Below are 17,817 nucleotides of genomic sequence, written 5' to 3' on the forward strand. Positions count from 1 at the left end.
CCATGACCAGTTCACGTGGGCGCTTCGCCGACGGCGTCGCGCCGGCATTCGACAAGTTTGCGCGCTTCTACGACATGCCCTGGCTTCAGAGCTGCGTGTACCGCCCCCCGCAGGACGCGATCGTGGCGGAGTTGCGCGCTCGGGGAGCTCGTCGCATCGTCGACGTCGGCTGCGGGACAGGTATTCTCGCGGACCGCATCCAACGCGAGCTACGGCCGGACGAAGTGGTGGGCGTCGATGCCTCGGCGGGGATGTTGGAGAAGGCCAAGGCCCGCTCGGCGACGGTGCGGTGGATCGTGGGCACTGCGGAGGACCTGCCGCTGCCCGATGGTTCCGTGGATGCCGTCGTCACCACGACGGCGTTTCACTTCTTCGATCAGCCCGCTGCGCTCGCGGAGTTTCGCAGGGTGCTGGCACCGGGTGGGATCGCCGCCGTCGGAGTCGTCACCCAGCCATTCGCGATGCCTGGGCCGCTCGGCCGGATCGGCGAGGGCTGGGTCAATCGATTGCACCAGCCGACTGCTGAGGAACTGCGTAACCTGTTCGGCGAGGCTGGTTTTCAACGAGTCGAGCAACGCGGAGTGGGGTCGGGGCCCTTCAGTTGGCCGTTCTTCTACAGGATCACGATCGGGGCCAGTCCGTAGCGCCACCGGGTCGGTACACAATAACTCGCGTTGGCTAGCTGGAGTTCGCCTCGCTACCTTCGACGCCGTCGTCGCGGCGGTGCGAGCGCGGCGAAGGCCTGGTCGAGCAGTTGGCCGAGGTCAAGCTCACCGCCGGCGGCGGTCCACTGATGGACCGCGACATCCAGACAGTCAAGGGCGGCGGCAGCCCGCACCATGAGGGCGAGGCCCGCGGGCGGTGTGGGGTCAATGCGCTCGGCGAGGGCTTCGACCAGAGCGGGACGCCAGGCGCACTGCTGCTCGAGGCGCCGTGCTTGCAACGCGGGCGTCTCCTGGATCAGACGGGCCGTTGCCAGGGCGCCGGGCGGGTCGACGCGGTACCCCTCAACGATGGTGTCCATCGCGCGGCGCAGCGCGATCCAATCGTCCTCGCCCGCGGGTCGAGCGCGCAGGGCGTCGGCGAGTTGTTCGCCCTGGGCCTCCAAGGCGCCGAGGACGGCTTCCTCCTTGGTGTCGAAGTAGCGCAGGAAGGTACTGCGCGAAACTCCTGCGGCATCAGCCAGGTCATTGATGGTGACCCGGTCAAAACCGTTGCGGCGGAACAAATCGAAGGCCACTTGGGCCAGCTCGGCGCGAACGGCTGCCCGCGCGATACTTCTCGTCTTGGTAACCACGTCACTCCTCAGGTGCGACCCAATTCCTTCGCCGCAGTGTCAGTATAGTTACTTAGTCCCTATACTGACACTTAGTGTCAAAACTGGGCGCGGGGCCCGGAATCAACGAGGAGTGCGAGCATGAGCGCGGACGACAACAAGAAGATGGTGTTGAGCTTCTTCGAGAACCTCTCGGCCGGGCGTCTGGACGCCGCGTTGGACCTGATGGACGAGAACGCCGTGTGGTGGGTGTCGGGAAACCCGGAGTATCTCCCGCTGGCGGGCACATATCGCAAGGACGAGATCGTCGGCATGGTCTCCATGGTCGGGGCCGCCATGCCAGGCGGGATTCGACTGACGGTCACCAGTAGTACAGCGGAGGACGACCGCGTCGCGGTCGAGACCGAGGTACGCGGAGTGTCGCCGAAGGGCAAGGTCTACGACAACCGCAACTTCTTCGCCGTCGAGGTGCAGAACGGCAGGATTCGGTCAGTGCGCGAGTACTTCGACACGATCCACACCAACGAAGTCCTGTTCGACAGGACGTACTCCCGCGAGGGCGGCGCAGACCGCGATTCGGCTATATCCGCGGCGGAGCGCCGACCTTGACGTCGAGTCCGGTGAGCTGGCTGCTCGGATAGGGCCGCCACTGCCGGATCAGGGTTCCGCCGAAACCATTGGTGAGCGTCTTCTTGCGGCCGTCCCTGTAAGTGAACGTGCCGACGATTTCTTCCCAGTCCAGCAGGATCGTGGGGGAGTCCGGGACGTCGCGGATACCGCTTGCGGCATAGGCGCTTACGGCAGTGGCTCCGATCTCCAAGACGCCGGCCTCGGTCTGCGCGGTCACGGTGTAGCGGGTGGGGATGAAGACACCGTTGGATTCGAACCATGCCCAGTCATGATGGGTGATTTCGAAGTCGGCCTCGGGAATGTACTGCTGTTCCTCAGTGAGGTAGAGCGACATGTCCTTGTGCTGGCTGATCTTCATCTCATCCAGCGCGCCGGACATCTCATCGAAGTGGAACCAGAGCCAGTCATGCCAGCCACCGACCTCGGCTGGGCAGGTGTCCACGGCGTAGTAGCGTTCCCGCACGGCTGCGCCCTTGAACTTCACCGTTCGGCCCTCGAGTGTCAGCGTGCCTTCGAGGGTGCCCGGCCAGAAGTACCCATAGGAAATGCAGTGCGGAGTGTAGATCTGCGGCGTCTCTTTGCCGTACCAGGTCGGGAAGCCGGTGCCGGTGTGCACCCATTCGCCGGAAATTCCTGAGGCCTCGTCGGAAACGGTGTAGTGCCAAGTCTTTTCGTTCGGTCGGCATTCGATGTTGAAGTCGCCCATGTTCACCCACACGTGATCGTCTTCGATCTTGGAGGTGAGTGCTCCGCGCGGCTGAAAATGCCAGTCGGTCGTCGTAGCCGGCGGGAAGTCGGCCACCTTGTGGACCGACCCCGGCGGCGAAACGACCTGCCCCTTTTCGGACCGCACCGACATCGCCCAGAAGTCGATGTTGCCCCAAGCCTCGCGCAGGGACATCGCGCCGATGTTGAACCAGTAGTGCTTCCCGTCGTCGCCGACGACGCTGGCAACAAGTGCCCAGTCCAACTGAGCGGTGTCGCGTGATTCTTCGGGAAAGCCGTGTGCCTCTACTTCGAGAGTGACGGTTGGATCGTTCACGAGCATGGTGACGTGTCTCCTTGAATCAGCGCAGTTTCGAAACGATTTGGGGCAATGCGAAGGTGGACAGGATGCCGGGCGGTGCCTCGCAGACGTTGGGCACCGCGTTGATGGGACGGTTGGCGTTGCCATAGCCCTGGTGCGCTCCCTGCTCTGGCGTGTCCCACGCGAATTTGATGGAGACGTCCAGAGGTAGGTCACCGTCGATCTTGACCCGCCAGCCCTGTCCGGCGAAGGGGATTTCCCAGGGCGGCTCGAGATCCGTTGTCAGGTACCAGGTTGGCACCATCTGCATCAGCGGCTTCCCATCGCGTACGCCGCTGATTTCGATCCGCCATGCGGCCAAGGTGCCTGCGTCGATGGTGCCCACCGCGGTCGAGACGGGTTTGGTGGCCGTCGCCACCTCGGTCGTCACGATGACGTCATCGAATTCGAGTGACAGCGCGTCGGCGAGCCGGCGCAGTGACGACCCATACGCCACGCCAGCACCCTGCCCGATGAGGTCGACGTCCACCGCGTCCGGTGCGCCGCCAAAGCCCAACAGCGCGAACATCTCCGGCGAGTTGCGGTGGGACATGTCGGCGTACTCTTCGATCCGGTAGCAATCCAGTCGCCGTTCGATCGACGTCAGCAGGAGCGGCAGCGATTCCGTGACGAACCCAGGGCTGGGTCCCGAGCTGTAGATCGATGCGCCGCCGCGTTCGCAGGCGTCCTCGATCCGCGCACGAACTTCGGGATCGAGGGTCGCTGGGTCGTGAAAGTGCTCCAGCAACGTCGAGATGTTGATCCCCGACCCGAGCAGCCGGCAGATGTCGTTGAAGTCGGGCCCAACGGGCATGTACACCACGCAGTCCGGTTGGGCCGCGACGATGTCCTCGATGTTAGTGGTGGCGATGACTCCCGTGGGACCGGTTCCGCACAGTTCGCCGGCGTCGCGGCCCGCCTTCTTGTCTGAGTACACCCTGACGCCGACCAGGTCGAATGTCGGGTGTTCGATCAGGGCTCGTAGCGCGGGCATCCCACTGTGGCCGGTGCCCCACTGCGCGACGCGATAGCGCTTGTCGTTGGCCTTTTCGGGCATTCCCTCGACTCCTCCAGATCCTTAGCCGATCGGCTAAGACGCCACGTTAGCCGATCGGCTAAGGATGTCAATAGCCGATCGGCTAACATCTGAGGGTGACTCCCGCAGAACCCGGCGCCCACCAGCTGCGGGCCAAACCGCGCAACGCTGCGGAGCTCCGCATCCTGGCCGCAGCGCTCGACCTGTTCGCCGAGCACGGCGTCAGCGGCACGTCGTTGCAGATGATCGCGGACGCCGTCGGCGTGGCGAAAGGCGCTGTCTACTACCGATTTAAGACCAAGGACGAAATCGTCGTCGCTGTCACCGAGATGCAGCTCGCCCGGCTGGAGGAGGCGCTAGAGGCCGCCGAGGCCGCCGAGGCCGAGGGAAACCGCGCGCGGGGACGCGAGTTGCTACTCACCCGGGTCATCGAACTGGCCGTCGAGAACCGCCGCATCGTGAGCGTTCTGCAATTCGATCCGGTCGTCATCCGATTCCTCGGCGAGCACACACCCTTCCACGAGTTCTTGGAACGCCTCTACCTCGCGCTGATCGGTGACGAAACGGGCCCCCAAGCCCTACTCCGCGCGGCGATGCTGCGCGGAGCCATCGGCAGCGCCGTCATGCACCCGCTCGTCGCTGTTCTCGACGACGACACACTTCGCGATGAGCTACTGAACCTGACCCGGCATTTGATCGACCTTCCGACCAGGTAAGGAATCGGCTGCGCCGAAGGGGGTGCGAGATGGTGGGGGACTGGGCTGTCAGCTGTCTCGCGCTGCCGCCGCGAGATCGGCGGCGAGGCTGACGAGTTCAGGCTGAATGCCGGGGACTGCCGCCATGGCTCCACTCGACTCCAGGGTCAGCGGGGCGCCCGCGTAGTCGGTGCATATCGCTCCCGCTGCGCGAGCGATCGCATGCCCGGCGACGACGTCGTACGGGTTGTTGTGGGCGAGCAGCATGCCCTGGATCTGGCCACTGGCGAGCCAGGTCCAGAGCACCGACGCCGCGCCGACGCAGCGAAAGCGCAAGGCCCGTCGGTGCACGGTCATAGTCAGGTCGAGGTACGCGTCCATCCGGGTGCCGCCCCGGTGAAACGCGTCGCCCATCCCGATGATCCCGTCCTCGATCGACGCAACGTCGGCGACGGCACCCGAGTCAATCCGCACGCCGAGGAACGGCAGATCGATCACGCCCAGTGTCGGCACGCCGTCCTCGAGCAGGCCAAGCATCACTCCGCACAGCGGTGACCCGGTCGCGTAGTTGACGGTGCCGTCGAGCGGATCCGCGACCCAAACCTTGCCCGAATCGAGCGCCGCGCCGCCGCCCTCCTCGCCGTAGAAGCCAATCTCCGGAGTGGATGCCGCGAGCGAGCGGCGCATCGCCGACTCGCTGGCCAGGTCGACGTCGGTGAGGAAGTCCTTGGCCGCCTTCGCAATCCGCTCGTGCGGCCGCGCGCGCCCCTCCCGCAGGATTGCGACGGCTTCATCCACCGCGGCGTGCGCCGCGGTTAGGTCTGTGCTCACGCGAGCATCGTAGTTCCGAACTCGTCTCGACTCGTCGACAGCGGCGTTCGGCCTCGGTACCGGTGCCAGTCTCGAGCTTCTTCAGATCACACTTGACATCAGATGTGTGCAGGGTCACACTCAGGACGTCAGACATCAGACGTCAGATGAGAGGTGGTCCGGTGGCACTTCCCGAGGAACTTGCGGACATGCTTCTCGAGTCGATCGTTGACGGCCAGATCCCGGTCGAATCGGTCCTGCCCTCGGAGGGGGAGTTGGCCCTGAAGTACGGGATGAGCCGACTGACGGTCCGTGAAGCCGTACGAATCCTGCGGTCGCAGAACATCGTGACCATCCGTCGCGGTCGCGGCACCTTCGTCAACCCACCGCTGGCCTGGACCTCGCTGGATGCCGTCGTACGCATCGAGGAACGCCATTCGCCGACCGGCCGGGTATCGGAACGTTTGATCGAAGCCCGGCGGATCGTCGAGGTCGGTGCGGCACAGTTGGCGGCCACCAACCGGTCGAAGGAGGATCTCGACTCACTTGCCGCCAGCATCGAGGAGATGCGGATGGCCAACAGGTTGAACCGGGTCGATCTCCTTGTCGAAGCGGACATCGCCTTTCACGACGTGATCATGCACGCGACCGCAAACATGTTCATCCCCTTCATGTTTGAGCCGTTCGGAAATCTGTTGGTCAAGGCGCGCACCGAGACGTCGGCCTTCCCGGAGATCCAGCTCAATGCCATCGCCGCACACGAATTGATTCTCGAGGCGCTCACCGCCGGCGATCCCGAGCGGAGTCGGGACGCCATGGAGGCCCACATGAACCAAACAGAAGCCGATCTGCGCCGGTACGTCCTCCACTCGGACCAGCGCTGACCATCCATCCCTTCCGTCCAGCTACCTGATTGGAGACCACCATGGCCGCATCCCGAACATCCGTCGAATCACTGGGTGAATTGGGCGATCGCACGATCCGCAAGGTCAAGCGGCGGGTGTTGCCGCTGATCGTCTTTCTGTACTTCATCGCGTTCCTCGATCGGAACAACGTCGGCTTCGCGAAGCTGACGATGAGCGAGGACATCGGCCTCAGCGCAACCGCTTTCGGGCTGGGCGCTGGGATCTTCTTCATCGGGTATGCCATCTTCGAGATCCCAAGCAACGCCGGCATGCTGCGGTTCGGTGCCCGCAAGTGGATCGCCCGAATCCTGATCACGTGGGGGTTCTTCGCCACTGCCATGGCGGCAGTGAGCAACGAGCTCACCTTTTACATCATCCGATTCCTGTTGGGCGCCGCGGAGGCCGGGTTCTTCCCCGCGATCATCCTGTACTTGACGTTCTGGTTCCCCGCCCGCCAACGGGTCGCGGTGCTCGGGATCTTCATCCTTGCCCAGCCGATCGCCAACGCGATCGGCGCACCGATCTCGGGCCTGCTGCTCAAGATGGACGGCATCCTCGGTCTGGCCGGGTGGCAGTGGATGTACATCGTCGAGGGCGTTCCCGCGATGCTGATGGCCGCCGTAGCGCTGAAGGCAATGACGGATCACCCCAAGGACGCGATGTGGCTGACCGTCGAGGAACGCACCTGGCTGCAGAACAAGATGGACTCCGAAGACGCGGCCAAGGGGACCGGACACAAGCACAGCTTCATGGCCGGTCTGAAGGATCCACGCGCGCTGATCTTCGCGGCCCTCTACTTCGGTCTGGTGATGGGCATCTACGGGCTGAGCCTGTGGCTGCCGTCCATCGTCAAGGCCATGGGTGAGCTCTCGACAACGCAGGTCGGATTCATCGTCCCCATTCCGTACGTGTGTGCCGCGGTCTTCGTCTACTTGTGGAGTCGGCACTCGGACCGCACCGGGGAACGCGTCGGTCATACCTCGGGGGCCATGTTGCTGGCCGCCGTCGGTCTGGTCGGCTCCGGGTTCCTCATCCAGACCAGTCCGGTCCTGGCGTTGGCCGCGATCTGCGTCGCGGCGATGGGCATCTTCGGAGCGATCTCACCGTTCTGGGAGCTGCCGTCCGCCGCACTGGCGGGGGCCGCCGCAGCGTCCGGCATCGCGCTGATCAACTCGCTGGGCAACCTGGGCGGATTCGCCTCGCCGTACGCGGTCGGTGCATTGGTCGACCTGACCGGAGATTCAAAGTACGGGTTGCTGATGCTGGCGGCGGTGTTGGCGATCACCGCCGTCGCCACCTACCTGTACGGCCGGACGATCGACGCCGGGAAGGTGCCGACCGGCGCGGACGAGGACGCGCACGTCAAGGAAGTCCTGTCATGAGTGCTCCGTTGCCGATCGAGCGCACGGCCGTCATCACCGGCGGCGCGTCCCCCCGCGGTATCGGCCGCGCCACCGCCGACCGGCTGGCTCACGACGGATGGTCGGTGGCGATCCTCGACATCGACGGGGTCGCCGCCAAGCTGGCAGCCGCCGAGGTGGCAGACAAGTACTCGGTGTCCGCGCTGGGGGTGGGCGCCGACATCTCCGACGAGACGTCGGTGGAAGCGGCCATCGCGCAGGTCGAGTCGACCCTGCCGCCGATCATCGGGCTGGCCAACGTCGCCGGGGTCAGCTCACCGACCGAGTTCCTCGACGTCACACCGGCCGAATGGGACCGGGTGTTCAACGTCAACATGCGTGGCACGTTCCTGGTCACCCAGCGTGTGTTGCCCGCCATGATCGCGGCGGGCGTCGGCCGGATCGTCAGTGTCTCGTCGATTTCCGCGCAGCGTGGGGGCGGGACGTATTCGAAAGTGCCCTACAGCGCGTCCAAGGCGGCGGTGGTGGGGTTCTCGCGGGCGTTGGCCCGCGAGCTGGGCCCGCACAACATCACGGTGAATTCGGTGGCCCCCGGGCCGGTCGACACCGACATCATGGGTGGCACGCTGACCGACGAGCGCAAGGCTCAGATGAGCGCCGACATTCCCCTTGGCCGGGTTGGCACCGTCCAAGAGGTTGCCGCCCTGATGACCTTCCTGATGAGCGAGGACGCCGGCTACATCACCGCGGCGACCTACGACATCAATGGCGGACTGCAGATCTCGTGATCGTCTCTATCCAGGCCGAGGAAGTCCTTGCCGCCGCCCCGCCGGTGCGCCACGAACCCGGGGCGCGGGATCGGATCAGGGCCGCCAACACGGCAGCCGGGCGCCGGATCGCCGTGCTCGACGACGACCCCACCGGATCTCAGACGGTGCACGACGTCTCGGTGGTCACGGTGTTCGAGGACGCTGAATACGCGGCCGGTTTGGCCGAACCCGGTTCCACCTGCTTCGTGTTGACCAACACCCGCAGCCTGCCCCAGGACACCGCCGTCGAACTAAGCACCAGTGTCGGCTCCAGCCTGTTCACTTTGGGTCAGACCTTGGGCGCACCCGTCGAGGTCGTCAGCCGCAGCGATTCCACCCTCCGCGGCCACGTCTTCGCCGAGATGCAGGCCATCGACGCGGCGCGGCGCCGGGTCACCGGCACCGGATTCGACGGCGTGCTGCTGGCGCCCGCCTACTTCGAGGCCGGCCGATTCACGGCTGGCGACATCCACTGGGCCGTCGTGTCGGGTCAACCCGTCCCGGTCGGGGGGAGTGAGTTCGCCAAGGACGCTACGTTCGGCTACACCTCGTCGAACCTGCGCGAGTTCGTCGCCGAGAAGAGCAGCGGCATGATCGCCGCCGACCAGGTTCATTCGATCAGCTTGACCGACATCCGCGAGGGTGGACCCGAGCGCGTCGCCGATCTCCTTGCGGCGGTCACCGGCGGCGCGTGGGTCGTGGTGAACGCCACCGACTACGCCGACCTGGAGATCGTCGTGCTCGCTCTGCTCGAGGCGCAGCGGCGCGGTCGGTGGTTCGGGTACCGGTGCGGTCCGTCGTTCGTGCGCGCGCTCGCCGGGCTCGAGCCGCAAGGACCGCTGACAGCGGCGCAGATCTGGCCGAGCGGTCGCCCCGGCGGCCACGGTCTCGTCGTCGTCGGCTCGCACGTCGGCCTGACGAGCCGTCAAGTCGCGGCGGCACAGCAACGTGGCGGCCTGACCGAGAACGAACTGCACGTAACCACCCTGCTCGACCCCGAGCGGCGCAACGCTCACGTCGCCGAGATCGGCGAGCAGGTCGCCGAGGCACTGGCCACCTCCGATGTGCTGCTCTTCACCAGCCGCACCCTGCTGCGGGGCGGCGACGCCGACGACAGTCTGGCCATTTCCCGCACCGTGTCCACCGCCGTCGTCGACGTGGTCAAGGCCGCTCTTGCGGCTCGCCCCGCCTGGGTGGTCGCCAAAGGCGGCATCACCTCCCACGACGTCGCCGTCCGAGGGTTGGGCATCCGGCGCGCCGAGGTCGTCGGCCAGCTCCTGCCCGGCATGGTGTCGGTGTTTCGCCCCATCGAAGCAGCCCCCGAAGCGGTTGGAACCCCCTACGTCGTCTTCGCCGGCAACGTCGGTGACGACAACACCCTGGCCGACGTCGTCGACCTCTTCGCGGGCACCAACTCCAAAGGAAGACAACAGGTATGACCAACGTCGGATGGATCGGTCTGGGAGCGATGGGCGCCCCGATGGCGTCCTGCGTCGCGCAGGCCGGGCACACCGTGACCGCTTTCGACATCGACCGCGAGAAGGTCGCCGCACTCGGCGCCGACGGCGTAAAACCAGCCGACACCATCGCCGACGTCGCGGCGAATGCGGACGTGCTGGTACTCATGGTCGCCACCGCCGACCAAGCCGAATCAGTGCTCTACGGCGACGGCAAGGCCGCCGCGGCACTCAAACCGGGCAGCGTTGTGCTGCTGATGGCCACCGTCGGGCCGGCTGCAGTCGAAGACTGGGCGCGGCGCCTTGCCGTGAGCGGCGCGCACATCGTCGACGCCCCCGTTTCCGGTGGTGCCGCCAGGGCCGGGCAGGGTGATCTGCTGATCATGGTCAGCGGCTCGGAGACTGCGCTGGCCAGAGTGCAACCATTGCTGGACGTGATGGCCCGCAACGCCCCCGTTGTCGGCGGCCATCCTGGTGACGGGCAAAAGGTAAAACTGGTCAACCAGCTGCTGTGCGGTGTGCACATCGCCGTTGCCGCGGAAGCCCTTGCCTACGCCGAGGCGCTCGGCCTTGACGCCGGTGAGACCTGGGAAGTGCTCCGACACGGCGCCGCCGCATCGTTCATGCTCGACGACCGCGGCGCCCGGATGATCGACAACCCGAACAACGAAATCCGTTCCACCATCGACATTTTCGTCAAGGACATGGGCCTTGTGACTCAGGCGGCCCGCGCCAAGGCCTACCCAAGCCCGTTAGCCTCCGCGTCTGAACAGCTCTACCTCGCCGGACGCCGCGCCGGCCTCGGACGCGCCGACGATTCCTCCGTCATCCAGATCCTGCGGGGCACTGCCAGCGCATCGAGCGGCGGCGATTGACAGCCTGGTCGGACAACACCTAGTTTGCATTTATGCGAAATAGCGAATCGGTAGCTCACTCCGTTTCGCCGCTCAAGACAATCAAGGCCGTTTCCAGCCCGGTACGGCTCGAGATCCTGTCCTTGCTAAAGGATCCGGCTGCGAACTTCCCGCCGCAGATCGAGGGTGATCTCGTTCGCGATGGCGTGTGCGCTGATTTCATTCGAGACAAGTTGGGGATCGCGGCCGCAACGGCGTCGCGTCACCTGACCCTGCTGTCCGAGGCTGAATTGTTGATCGCGACGCGCAAGAAGGGCTGGACCTTCTACCGTCGCGACGAGCCGGCGATACAGCGGTTCACCGAGCGTCTCAAGTCTGAGCTGTGACGGAGCATCTGGTGAATCTCGCTTACAGTCACGTCGACGTCTTCAGCCAATCGCCGTTCGGCGGCAACAGCCTGCCAGTGTTTCCCGACGCTCGTGAGCTGAGTGCGGAACAGATGCTGCGCATCACTCAGGAGTTGCGCCATTTCGAAGCCATCTTTCTCCAGCCGACAGGTCAGCCCGGCACTGTCCGTGCCAGGATTTTCGATCTGCTTGACGAATTACCCTTCGCCGGACACCCGATCATTGGGGCGGCGGCGGTCCTTCACAAACGCTCGGGAGCCGGCGGCGCACAAGGCTGGCGGTTCCAACTACCCAGCAAGACAGTCGAAATCACGACGGAGGTCACGGCTGGAGGCTACTCGGGCCTATTAGATCAGGGTGCCCCGGAGTTCTTGGGTTCGGTTGATGACTGTGGTCAGGTCGCCACTGCCTTTAACCTTGCGCCGGGCGATCTCGATCGGGACCTACCGATGGAAGTGGTGAGCACCGGGCTTCGCTATCTGATCGTGCCGGTTCGACCGGGCGCATTGGCGCGGGCTCGAATTTCGAGCGACATCACGGAAATGCTCCGGGGCGCCAACGCCCAGTTTGCGGTCTTGCTCGACGAATCGGCCGTCGAAGTGCGGCACTGGAACAACGACGGAATCATCGAGGATGTGGCCACGGGTAGCGCCGCAGGCACCATCGGCGCCTACCGCCTACGCCACGGACTGGTACGCGGCGGCGAGACCTTCATCCTGCACCAGGGCCAATTCGCTGGCCGCCCAAGCAACTTGCGCGTGCTCCCAGAGGGCAGCGCGAACAGCGTTGAAACGGTAAAGGTGGGCGGCGATGTCTCCTTCGTCGGGCACGGCGTGATCGAGGCGCTTCCGTGATTGGCTGTAAGCGTAGGCAAATGCTAGGAGCCTGGGCCCATGGCTGAGCAGATCGACGAACACTTCATCGCCGCCGTCTCGGCAATGAATGACAGCACCCGCATTCTTCCGACGAGTCGTGACTCCCTGCTCAGCGAGGGCTCCAACCTGACGGGGCAGGACTGCCTGGACCTCTTCGATGCGCAATTGGGCAGCCGTCACCTCGACATCGCCGCCCGGTGGCTGCGGTCCCGCGGGCAAGGCTTCTATACCATCGGATCCTCAGGTCACGAGGGCAACGCCGGGGTCGCCGCCGCACTGCAACTGACGGATCCCGCTCTGCTGCACTATCGTTCCGGCGCATTCTTTCTCGCGCGGGCCAGGCAGGTGGCCGGGAGCGACGCGCTGCGCGACGTACTGCTCGGGATCGTCGCCGCCACCACCGAACCGATCTCCGGGGGACGGCACAAGGTCTTCGGCCGCCACGACCTCAACATCATCCCGCAGACCTCGACCATCTCCTCCCACCTACCGCGCGCGGTGGGGATTGCGTTCTCGATCGGTCGCGCGGCAAAACTCGGCATCGCGACGCCGTGGCCGGCAGATGCGCTCGTCGTCTGCAGCTTTGGGGACGCGTCTGCGAACCACTCGACCGCGGTCGGAGCGATCAACACCGCCATCCATACCGCCTACCAGGGGGTGCCGATGCCGCTGTTGCTCGTGTGCGAAGACAACGGGATCGGTGTCAGCGTGCCCACCCCGAGTGGGTGGATCGCCGCGAATTTCGCATCGCGCAGCGGACTCGAGTACTTCGCCGCCGACGGCTGGGACCTGCCCAACACCCACGCCGTGACGACCGAGGCCGCCGCCTGGGTTCGCACGCATCGCCGTCCGGCCTTCCTGCACCTGCGCACCGTTCGGCTGATGGGCCACGCCGGCTCCGACTACGAACCCGGCTACCGCACCCCAGCGCAGATCACTGCTGACTTTGACCGGGATCCGGTGCTGTGCACCGCGAAACTGTTGATCGAGCATGGCATCCTCACTGCCACCGAGGTTCGCGACCTCTACGAAGCCAAACGGTCCGAAGTCCTCGATATCGCCAATGACGTCAGCGAGCTTCGACAACTCGACAACGCCGCTGCGGTGATGGCGCCGCTGCACGACAGCCTCGACGATGCGGTCGCCGCTAGCGAGCCGCATACCTCGAATGCCGGGGAGACCACGGCAGCAAGTGAGGAGCCGCTGACCGTCGCGCTGGCTATCAACCGGGCATTGCTCGACTTGCTGGAGCAGTACCCCGAAGCGCTGATCTTCGGGGAAGACGTCGCCCGCAAGGGTGGGGTCTACGGCGTGACTCGAGGCCTGATGAAGAAGACCAACCCTGCCCGGGTATTCGACACCTTGCTCGATGAACAATCCATCCTCGGACTCGCCCTTGGCGCCGGGGTGGCCGGAATGCTGCCGATTCCGGAGATCCAGTATCTTGCCTACCTCCACAACGCCGCCGACCAGATCCGCGGCGAAGGTGCAACACTGCAATTCTTCTCAAACCGGCAGTACCGCAACCCGATGGTGGTGCGCATCGCCGGCTACGGCTATCAGAAGGGTTTCGGCGGGCACTTCCACAACGACAATTCGATCGCCGCCATCCGGGACATCCCCGGCGTGATCATCGCCTCACCGTCGCGTCCCGACGACGCTGCCGCCATGTTGCACGCGTGCGCCGCGGCGGCGCGGGCGACCGGATCGATATGCCTCTACCTCGAACCAATTGCGCTGTACCACACCAAGGATTTGTACGTCGATGGTGACGAGCAGTGGTTGGCCCCGTACTCACGACGCCCCGTCGTGATCGGGCGAGCACGCACCTACGGCGCCGGCGAGGACCTCACCATCCTCACCTTCGGTAACGGGCTGCGGATGAGCCTGCGCGTGGCCCGAAAACTCGAACGGTTGGACATCACGACCCGAGTCGTCGACCTGCGTTGGCTCGCTCCGCTGCCGATGGAAGACATGCTTCGCGAGGCCACCGCCACCGGCCGCGTGCTCGTCGTCGACGAAACCCGCAGGACAGGCGGAGTAGCCGAAGGAGTACTAGCCACACTCGTTGACGAAGGCTTCGTTGGCGTAGCGTCCCGCGTTGCCAGCGAAGACTCCTTCATCCCGCTCGGCGACGCGGCCCTCGAGGTACTCCTTTCCGAGGACACCATCGAAGCCGCAGCCATCAAGCTCGCGCACGCCACCCGCTAGCCCGCGGGTCCACATGACAGTCCGCGAGCCGATCGCGGCGATTCACACGAACGGCTGGCGCCGGGTCCGGAATCGCGTACTTGGAGACGTTCCTACCGAGTTGCTACCGAGGTAGCATTCGAGTGTGAAGCTAAGTGTGAGTCTCTCCGACGAAGACATCGAGGTGTTGGATACCTACGTCGAACGAGCGGGACTGCCGTCACGGTCCTCAGGCGTTCAGCGCGCGATCCGCATGCTGCGTTATCCCGCGCTGGAAGAGGCGTATGGCGACGCTTGGTCGGAATGGTCCTCCGCCGGCGAAGGGGATGCGTGGGAGACCACTGCGGGCGATGGGCTCGGTGATGCTGCGCGGTGAGATATGGCACGTCGATTTGGACCCCGCGCAGGGTAGTGAAGCGAACAAGCAGCGTCCCGCGGTCGTCGTCAGCAACGATCGGGCCAATGCGACGGCAACCCGGCTTGGGCGTGGTGTCATCACTGTCGTGCCTGTGACGAGCAACGTCGCCAACGTCTATCCGTTTCAGGTGTTCTTGTCGGCCGCGACGACTGGTCTCGCCGTCGATTCCAAGGCGCAGGCCGAGCAGATCAGATCAGTTGCAACTGAGCGGCTCCGGCGTCGGATCGGGCGAGTCCCTCCCGCAGAGCTCGCAGAGCTCGATCGGGCGCTGCGGCTCCATCTAGAGTTGTGACAGTCTCAACCCCAATCAAACAACTCGACCATCACCGACGCCATCATGGTAGTTGAATTCGCCTATAGTACAAGCGAACTCGGACGAGTCAACCGGTAATGGTGCGTGCAGGTCGCGAGCGACTCAGGAAGCCAGGGCCGTATCCGATTCCGCCAATTCGGTGTCACGACAGGGGAGGGCTGCCGGTCCACTTGTCAGACATTCGGTGCTGTGCCGACGGTGATGTCGTGAACACAATGAACGCAATCTGGCGCGTCGCGTTGCCGGGGATGACGATAGATGCGACATCGCCCGAGCGAGAGGTGGTCGGCGTGACGGTTTCACCGCAGGTTGCGGAGCGCATCCGCAGGCCGCACTGGTCGCTAGCCCGGACGTGGCTGTTGCAGCCCGGGGTTCCGGATGGCCGCGACGTGTTCGAAGCTGCGGTCGCCGGCAGCGCCGATGCGGTCGTGCTCGACATCGAGGATGGGCTGCCTGATGCTCAGAAACCCGCAGGCCGCCAGTCGGTGGCCGAGTGGCTGTGCGCCGGTGGCCAGGGATGGGTGCGGATCAACAGTGCGGGTACGCCTGCCTGGACGGCTGATTTGGACGCACTCGCCGGCGCGCCTGGACTCGCCGGCGTAATGCTGGCCAAGACCGAATCGGTCGACGACGTCGCCGCAACCACCGTGCGGTTGCCTGCCGGCACGCCGGTAGTGGCGCTGGTCGAGTCGGCAGTTGGCGTCGAATCGGCTGCTGATCTCGCAAAGGCACCGGGTTGTGCTCGAATTGCATTCGGGGTCGGCGACTTTCGCCGCGATACCGGGATGTGTGCCGATCCGATGGTGTTGGCCTATCCGCGTGCGAGGCTAGTGATCGCCAGTCGAGCTGCAGGACTCCCTGCGCCCATCGACGGACCTACTCTGCGTGACCAGGCGTTCGACCTGGCACGTGAGACCGCGGTGGCCAAAGCTGCCGGGATGACTGGCCGGCTGTGCCTGGATCTCGCACACGCTGAGACGATCAACAGTCTGCTCAGCCCATCGCCGCTGGAGATCGATGAGGCGCGTTGCACGCTCGCCCGCCTGGATGCGCCCGCGGGACCCTATGACGGCAGTGTTGGTCCGACCCGTGCCCGGTCCGAAGCCGTGCTTGACCTCGCCGAGAAACTCGGCCTCATCAGCTAGTACTACGGTTGTAAATCGGGTTCATTGAGGCTTTGAACTGCGTCGATAGCGGCAGGTGGGCTCTAAAGGGCCAGAACGCCTACCGCAGCCTTACCAGACTGTGTGGTCTTGGTGTCAGCGGCTCGCGCACGGTTCATCATCATGAAATGCGGAATCTATCCAGGTTGAACTGCGACCCCAAGGATCCGCCAAGTCGTTGGCCGCAACCTTTACGCGACCGGCCCGTGCAAATGGAGGGACAACCATGATCACCACTCGCGACATGAAGAAGATGGCTGGCATGGCCCTGCTGTCGGGCGGCCTCGGGCTGGCCCCATTGGGGATGGGCGCAGGTACCGCCCAGGCCGACTCCGGCCCATTCTATTGGTGCCCAGGCGATCCCATGCAGTACCCACAACCGGCCCCGCGATCCGGTGGCCAGGCGGGGCCCGGGGTTTATTACAACTGGGACATGAACATCTGCCACACCTGGTACTGGGTCGCACATGAACAGGGCAACGTTCCGTACCAAGGCAGCCTGCCGAGCGGCGTTTGGGACGGAGATAATCCGCCTGCGCTTGAGCCCAATAGGTGCGACTTCTGCTGGTAGGGGCGGCTCGACTACAAGCCGTTCGGAGCCACCCAAACCCGCTGAAACACCCGAAGCTTGGTTGAGTGTCAACCTGACGCGGCGCTTCAATAGCCTTGCGCCAGAGGACAATTCGTCACTGTGACGTATTGCTGGTGGCATGCGGGGTGGGGTGGGTGGTCGGCCGCCGACTGTGTGCGTGTTCGCGAGGTGCGAGTTCGTGCGTTGGGGGAGCGGCCCCCAGGAAGAAGTCGTCTCTGTCCCAGCACCGATTCTGGCACCATTCAGGAGATGGATGCGTTCGATGAGGCGATTGACGGCGCGCTGAGCTCCTTGCCGGCCGATCTCCGTGCGGCGATGAGCAACGTCGAAATCATCGTCGAGGACGAGCCTCCCGACGGTCAGCCGTTGCTCGGCCTGTACCGCGGCGTACCGCTGCCGCGAAGGAGCAGCACGTACAGCGGGGTGCTTCCCGACAAGATCAGCATCTTCGCCGGGCCGATCACGCGACTCGCTGCCGGCGACCCTGATCGCCTGCGCCGCGAGATCAGGCATGTCGTGCTCCATGAGATCGCGCATCACTTCGGGATCAGCGACGAACGGTTGATCGAGCTCGATCGCTACTGACGGGGTGCTGACGCCCCGAATCTTGCCGTTGCCGAACAGGTCGAGTGAATGACTTCTTGCGGCGGAAATCGTTGCCTGGGAAGGCAATCCACCGCCTTGGGCCGCGTGGGCGCCGTCCAGCCAGGCGCGGTCAATACGTCACAGTGACGAAATGGGCAGAGTTCGCGGTAGCAACGGTCGGGAGGGATCAGCCGCGTTCGACGGTGTGCCGGCCGTAACGGCGGGCGTATCCGATGCGGCGCTTAACGGCGACGGGATCCTTGGCGGACCGGCCGACGCCGCGACGCTTATGTGGCTTGCACATCGCGCATCCGCGCCATGAACGTGAGGGGGTGATGGTTGGGCATCGATGCTCCCGGTGACTCCGCACTAGGC

Annotated in this window: 20 protein-coding genes; 16 read left to right on the top strand and 4 right to left on the bottom strand. The window is 65.0% G+C overall.

What is annotated here, in order from left to right; genetic code table 11:
* Window positions 1-2: 2 nt before the first annotated feature.
* A complete protein-coding gene (locus SLQ33_RS02505) occupies window positions 3-644 on the top strand; it encodes a class I SAM-dependent methyltransferase (RefSeq protein WP_319452188.1) in 642 nt (213 codons plus the stop codon).
* A gap of 53 nt (window positions 645-697) precedes the next feature.
* On the opposite strand, the gene SLQ33_RS02510 is transcribed toward SLQ33_RS02505, so the two are convergent.
* Entirely contained in the window at window positions 698-1,297 is a 600-nt protein-coding gene (locus SLQ33_RS02510; protein WP_319452189.1) for a TetR family transcriptional regulator, read from the bottom strand.
* Between the two features lie 120 nt (window positions 1,298-1,417).
* Here SLQ33_RS02510 and SLQ33_RS02515 point away from each other — a divergent pair, with 120 nt between their 5' ends.
* Window positions 1,418-1,885, top strand: a complete 468-nt coding sequence (locus SLQ33_RS02515) for a nuclear transport factor 2 family protein (protein ID WP_319452190.1) — start codon at window positions 1,418-1,420, stop codon at window positions 1,883-1,885.
* Here the strand turns inward: SLQ33_RS02515 and SLQ33_RS02520 are convergent.
* Together SLQ33_RS02520 and SLQ33_RS02525 are read right to left on the bottom strand one after the other, a co-directional pair.
* Window positions 1,857-2,954 carry a hypothetical protein gene (locus tag SLQ33_RS02520; RefSeq protein WP_319452191.1) on the bottom strand — a complete coding sequence of 366 codons (1,098 nt, stop codon included), beginning with the start codon at window positions 2,952-2,954 and terminating at the stop codon, window positions 1,857-1,859. The two genes, SLQ33_RS02515 and SLQ33_RS02520, sit on opposite strands and share 29 nt — an antisense overlap.
* A gap of 19 nt (window positions 2,955-2,973) precedes the next feature.
* Window positions 2,974-4,029, bottom strand: coding sequence for a dihydrodipicolinate reductase (locus tag SLQ33_RS02525; RefSeq protein WP_319452192.1), 1,056 nt, complete (start codon window positions 4,027-4,029; stop codon window positions 2,974-2,976).
* A 95-nt stretch (window positions 4,030-4,124) separates the two neighbouring features.
* On the opposite strand from SLQ33_RS02525, the gene SLQ33_RS02530 reads away from it, so the two are divergent.
* Window positions 4,125-4,724 (top strand): helix-turn-helix domain-containing protein, encoded by a 600-nt coding sequence (locus SLQ33_RS02530; protein ID WP_319452193.1) that lies wholly within the window; start codon window positions 4,125-4,127, stop codon window positions 4,722-4,724.
* Window positions 4,725-4,772: 48 nt separating this feature from the next.
* On the opposite strand, the gene SLQ33_RS02535 is transcribed toward SLQ33_RS02530, so the two are convergent.
* Window positions 4,773-5,534: an inositol monophosphatase family protein gene (locus tag SLQ33_RS02535; RefSeq protein ID WP_319452194.1), complete on the bottom strand. Its 762-nt coding sequence runs from the start codon at window positions 5,532-5,534 to the stop codon at window positions 4,773-4,775.
* A gap of 161 nt (window positions 5,535-5,695) precedes the next feature.
* Here SLQ33_RS02535 and SLQ33_RS02540 point away from each other — a divergent pair, with 161 nt between their 5' ends.
* The 13 genes from SLQ33_RS02540 (at window position 5,696) to SLQ33_RS02600 (ending at window position 17,442) form a co-directional block, all read left to right on the top strand.
* Window positions 5,696-6,397, top strand: coding sequence for a FadR/GntR family transcriptional regulator (locus SLQ33_RS02540; protein WP_319452195.1), 702 nt, complete (start codon window positions 5,696-5,698; stop codon window positions 6,395-6,397).
* 41 nt (window positions 6,398-6,438) lie between these two features.
* A complete protein-coding gene (locus tag SLQ33_RS02545; RefSeq protein WP_319452196.1) occupies window positions 6,439-7,800 on the top strand; it encodes an MFS transporter in 1,362 nt (453 codons plus the stop codon).
* Window positions 7,797-8,567 (top strand): SDR family NAD(P)-dependent oxidoreductase, encoded by a 771-nt coding sequence (locus SLQ33_RS02550; RefSeq protein ID WP_319452197.1) that lies wholly within the window; start codon window positions 7,797-7,799, stop codon window positions 8,565-8,567. The genes SLQ33_RS02545 and SLQ33_RS02550 overlap by 4 nt, the downstream gene beginning before the upstream one ends.
* A complete protein-coding gene (locus SLQ33_RS02555; RefSeq protein WP_319452198.1) occupies window positions 8,564-10,027 on the top strand; it encodes a four-carbon acid sugar kinase family protein in 1,464 nt (487 codons plus the stop codon). Before SLQ33_RS02550 ends, SLQ33_RS02555 begins: the two co-directional genes overlap by 4 nt.
* Entirely contained in the window at window positions 10,024-10,920 is an 897-nt protein-coding gene (locus SLQ33_RS02560) for an NAD(P)-dependent oxidoreductase (RefSeq protein WP_319452199.1), read from the top strand. The genes SLQ33_RS02555 and SLQ33_RS02560 overlap by 4 nt, the downstream gene beginning before the upstream one ends.
* A gap of 32 nt (window positions 10,921-10,952) precedes the next feature.
* Window positions 10,953-11,285, top strand: coding sequence for a helix-turn-helix transcriptional regulator (locus tag SLQ33_RS02565; RefSeq protein WP_319452200.1), 333 nt, complete (start codon window positions 10,953-10,955; stop codon window positions 11,283-11,285).
* 11 nt (window positions 11,286-11,296) lie between these two features.
* Window positions 11,297-12,160, top strand: coding sequence for a PhzF family phenazine biosynthesis protein (locus SLQ33_RS02570; RefSeq protein WP_319452201.1), 864 nt, complete (start codon window positions 11,297-11,299; stop codon window positions 12,158-12,160).
* 39 nt (window positions 12,161-12,199) lie between these two features.
* Window positions 12,200-14,392 carry a thiamine pyrophosphate-dependent enzyme gene (locus tag SLQ33_RS02575; RefSeq protein ID WP_319452202.1) on the top strand — a complete coding sequence of 731 codons (2,193 nt, stop codon included), beginning with the start codon at window positions 12,200-12,202 and terminating at the stop codon, window positions 14,390-14,392.
* A gap of 124 nt (window positions 14,393-14,516) precedes the next feature.
* Window positions 14,517-14,747, top strand: coding sequence for a ribbon-helix-helix domain-containing protein (locus tag SLQ33_RS02580; protein WP_319452203.1), 231 nt, complete (start codon window positions 14,517-14,519; stop codon window positions 14,745-14,747).
* The gene (locus SLQ33_RS02585; RefSeq protein ID WP_319452547.1) at window positions 14,731-15,081 is read left to right on the top strand and encodes a type II toxin-antitoxin system PemK/MazF family toxin; all 351 of its coding nucleotides are present in this window, start codon (window positions 14,731-14,733) and stop codon (window positions 15,079-15,081) included. The genes SLQ33_RS02580 and SLQ33_RS02585 overlap by 17 nt, the downstream gene beginning before the upstream one ends.
* Window positions 15,082-15,392: 311 nt before the next feature.
* Window positions 15,393-16,247 (top strand): HpcH/HpaI aldolase/citrate lyase family protein, encoded by an 855-nt coding sequence (locus SLQ33_RS02590; RefSeq protein WP_319452204.1) that lies wholly within the window; start codon window positions 15,393-15,395, stop codon window positions 16,245-16,247.
* A gap of 244 nt (window positions 16,248-16,491) precedes the next feature.
* Complete coding sequence (locus SLQ33_RS02595) at window positions 16,492-16,836, top strand: hypothetical protein (RefSeq protein WP_319452205.1); 345 nt, start codon at window positions 16,492-16,494, stop codon at window positions 16,834-16,836.
* A 270-nt stretch (window positions 16,837-17,106) separates the two neighbouring features.
* Window positions 17,107-17,442 carry a metallopeptidase family protein gene (locus SLQ33_RS02600; protein ID WP_319452206.1) on the top strand — a complete coding sequence of 112 codons (336 nt, stop codon included), beginning with the start codon at window positions 17,107-17,109 and terminating at the stop codon, window positions 17,440-17,442.
* Window positions 17,443-17,817 lie beyond the last annotated feature (375 nt).

It is taken from the genome of Mycobacterium sp. RTGN6 (assembly GCF_033804605.1).
In the GTDB taxonomy this organism is placed as follows: Bacteria; Actinomycetota; Actinomycetes; order Mycobacteriales; family Mycobacteriaceae; genus Mycobacterium.

Excerpts from the sequence above, each read along its gene's own strand:
- SLQ33_RS02560 (WP_319452199.1), top strand. The coding sequence starts at position 10,024 with ATGACCAACGTCGGATGGATCGGTCTGGGAGCGATGGGCGCCCCGATG.
- SLQ33_RS02575 (WP_319452202.1), top strand. The coding sequence starts at position 12,200 with ATGGCTGAGCAGATCGACGAACACTTCATCGCCGCCGTCTCGGCAATG.
- SLQ33_RS02565 (WP_319452200.1), top strand. The coding sequence starts at position 10,953 with ATGCGAAATAGCGAATCGGTAGCTCACTCCGTTTCGCCGCTCAAGACA.
- SLQ33_RS02505 (WP_319452188.1), top strand. The coding sequence starts at position 3 with ATGACCAGTTCACGTGGGCGCTTCGCCGACGGCGTCGCGCCGGCATTC.
- SLQ33_RS02600 (WP_319452206.1), top strand. The coding sequence starts at position 17,107 with ATGGATGCGTTCGATGAGGCGATTGACGGCGCGCTGAGCTCCTTGCCG.
- SLQ33_RS02525 (WP_319452192.1), bottom strand. The coding sequence starts at position 4,029 with ATGCCCGAAAAGGCCAACGACAAGCGCTATCGCGTCGCGCAGTGGGGC.
- SLQ33_RS02520 (WP_319452191.1), bottom strand. The coding sequence starts at position 2,954 with ATGCTCGTGAACGATCCAACCGTCACTCTCGAAGTAGAGGCACACGGC.
- SLQ33_RS02550 (WP_319452197.1), top strand. The coding sequence starts at position 7,797 with ATGAGTGCTCCGTTGCCGATCGAGCGCACGGCCGTCATCACCGGCGGC.
- SLQ33_RS02515 (WP_319452190.1), top strand. The coding sequence starts at position 1,418 with ATGAGCGCGGACGACAACAAGAAGATGGTGTTGAGCTTCTTCGAGAAC.
- SLQ33_RS02545 (WP_319452196.1), top strand. The coding sequence starts at position 6,439 with ATGGCCGCATCCCGAACATCCGTCGAATCACTGGGTGAATTGGGCGAT.
- SLQ33_RS02595 (WP_319452205.1), top strand. The coding sequence starts at position 16,492 with ATGATCACCACTCGCGACATGAAGAAGATGGCTGGCATGGCCCTGCTG.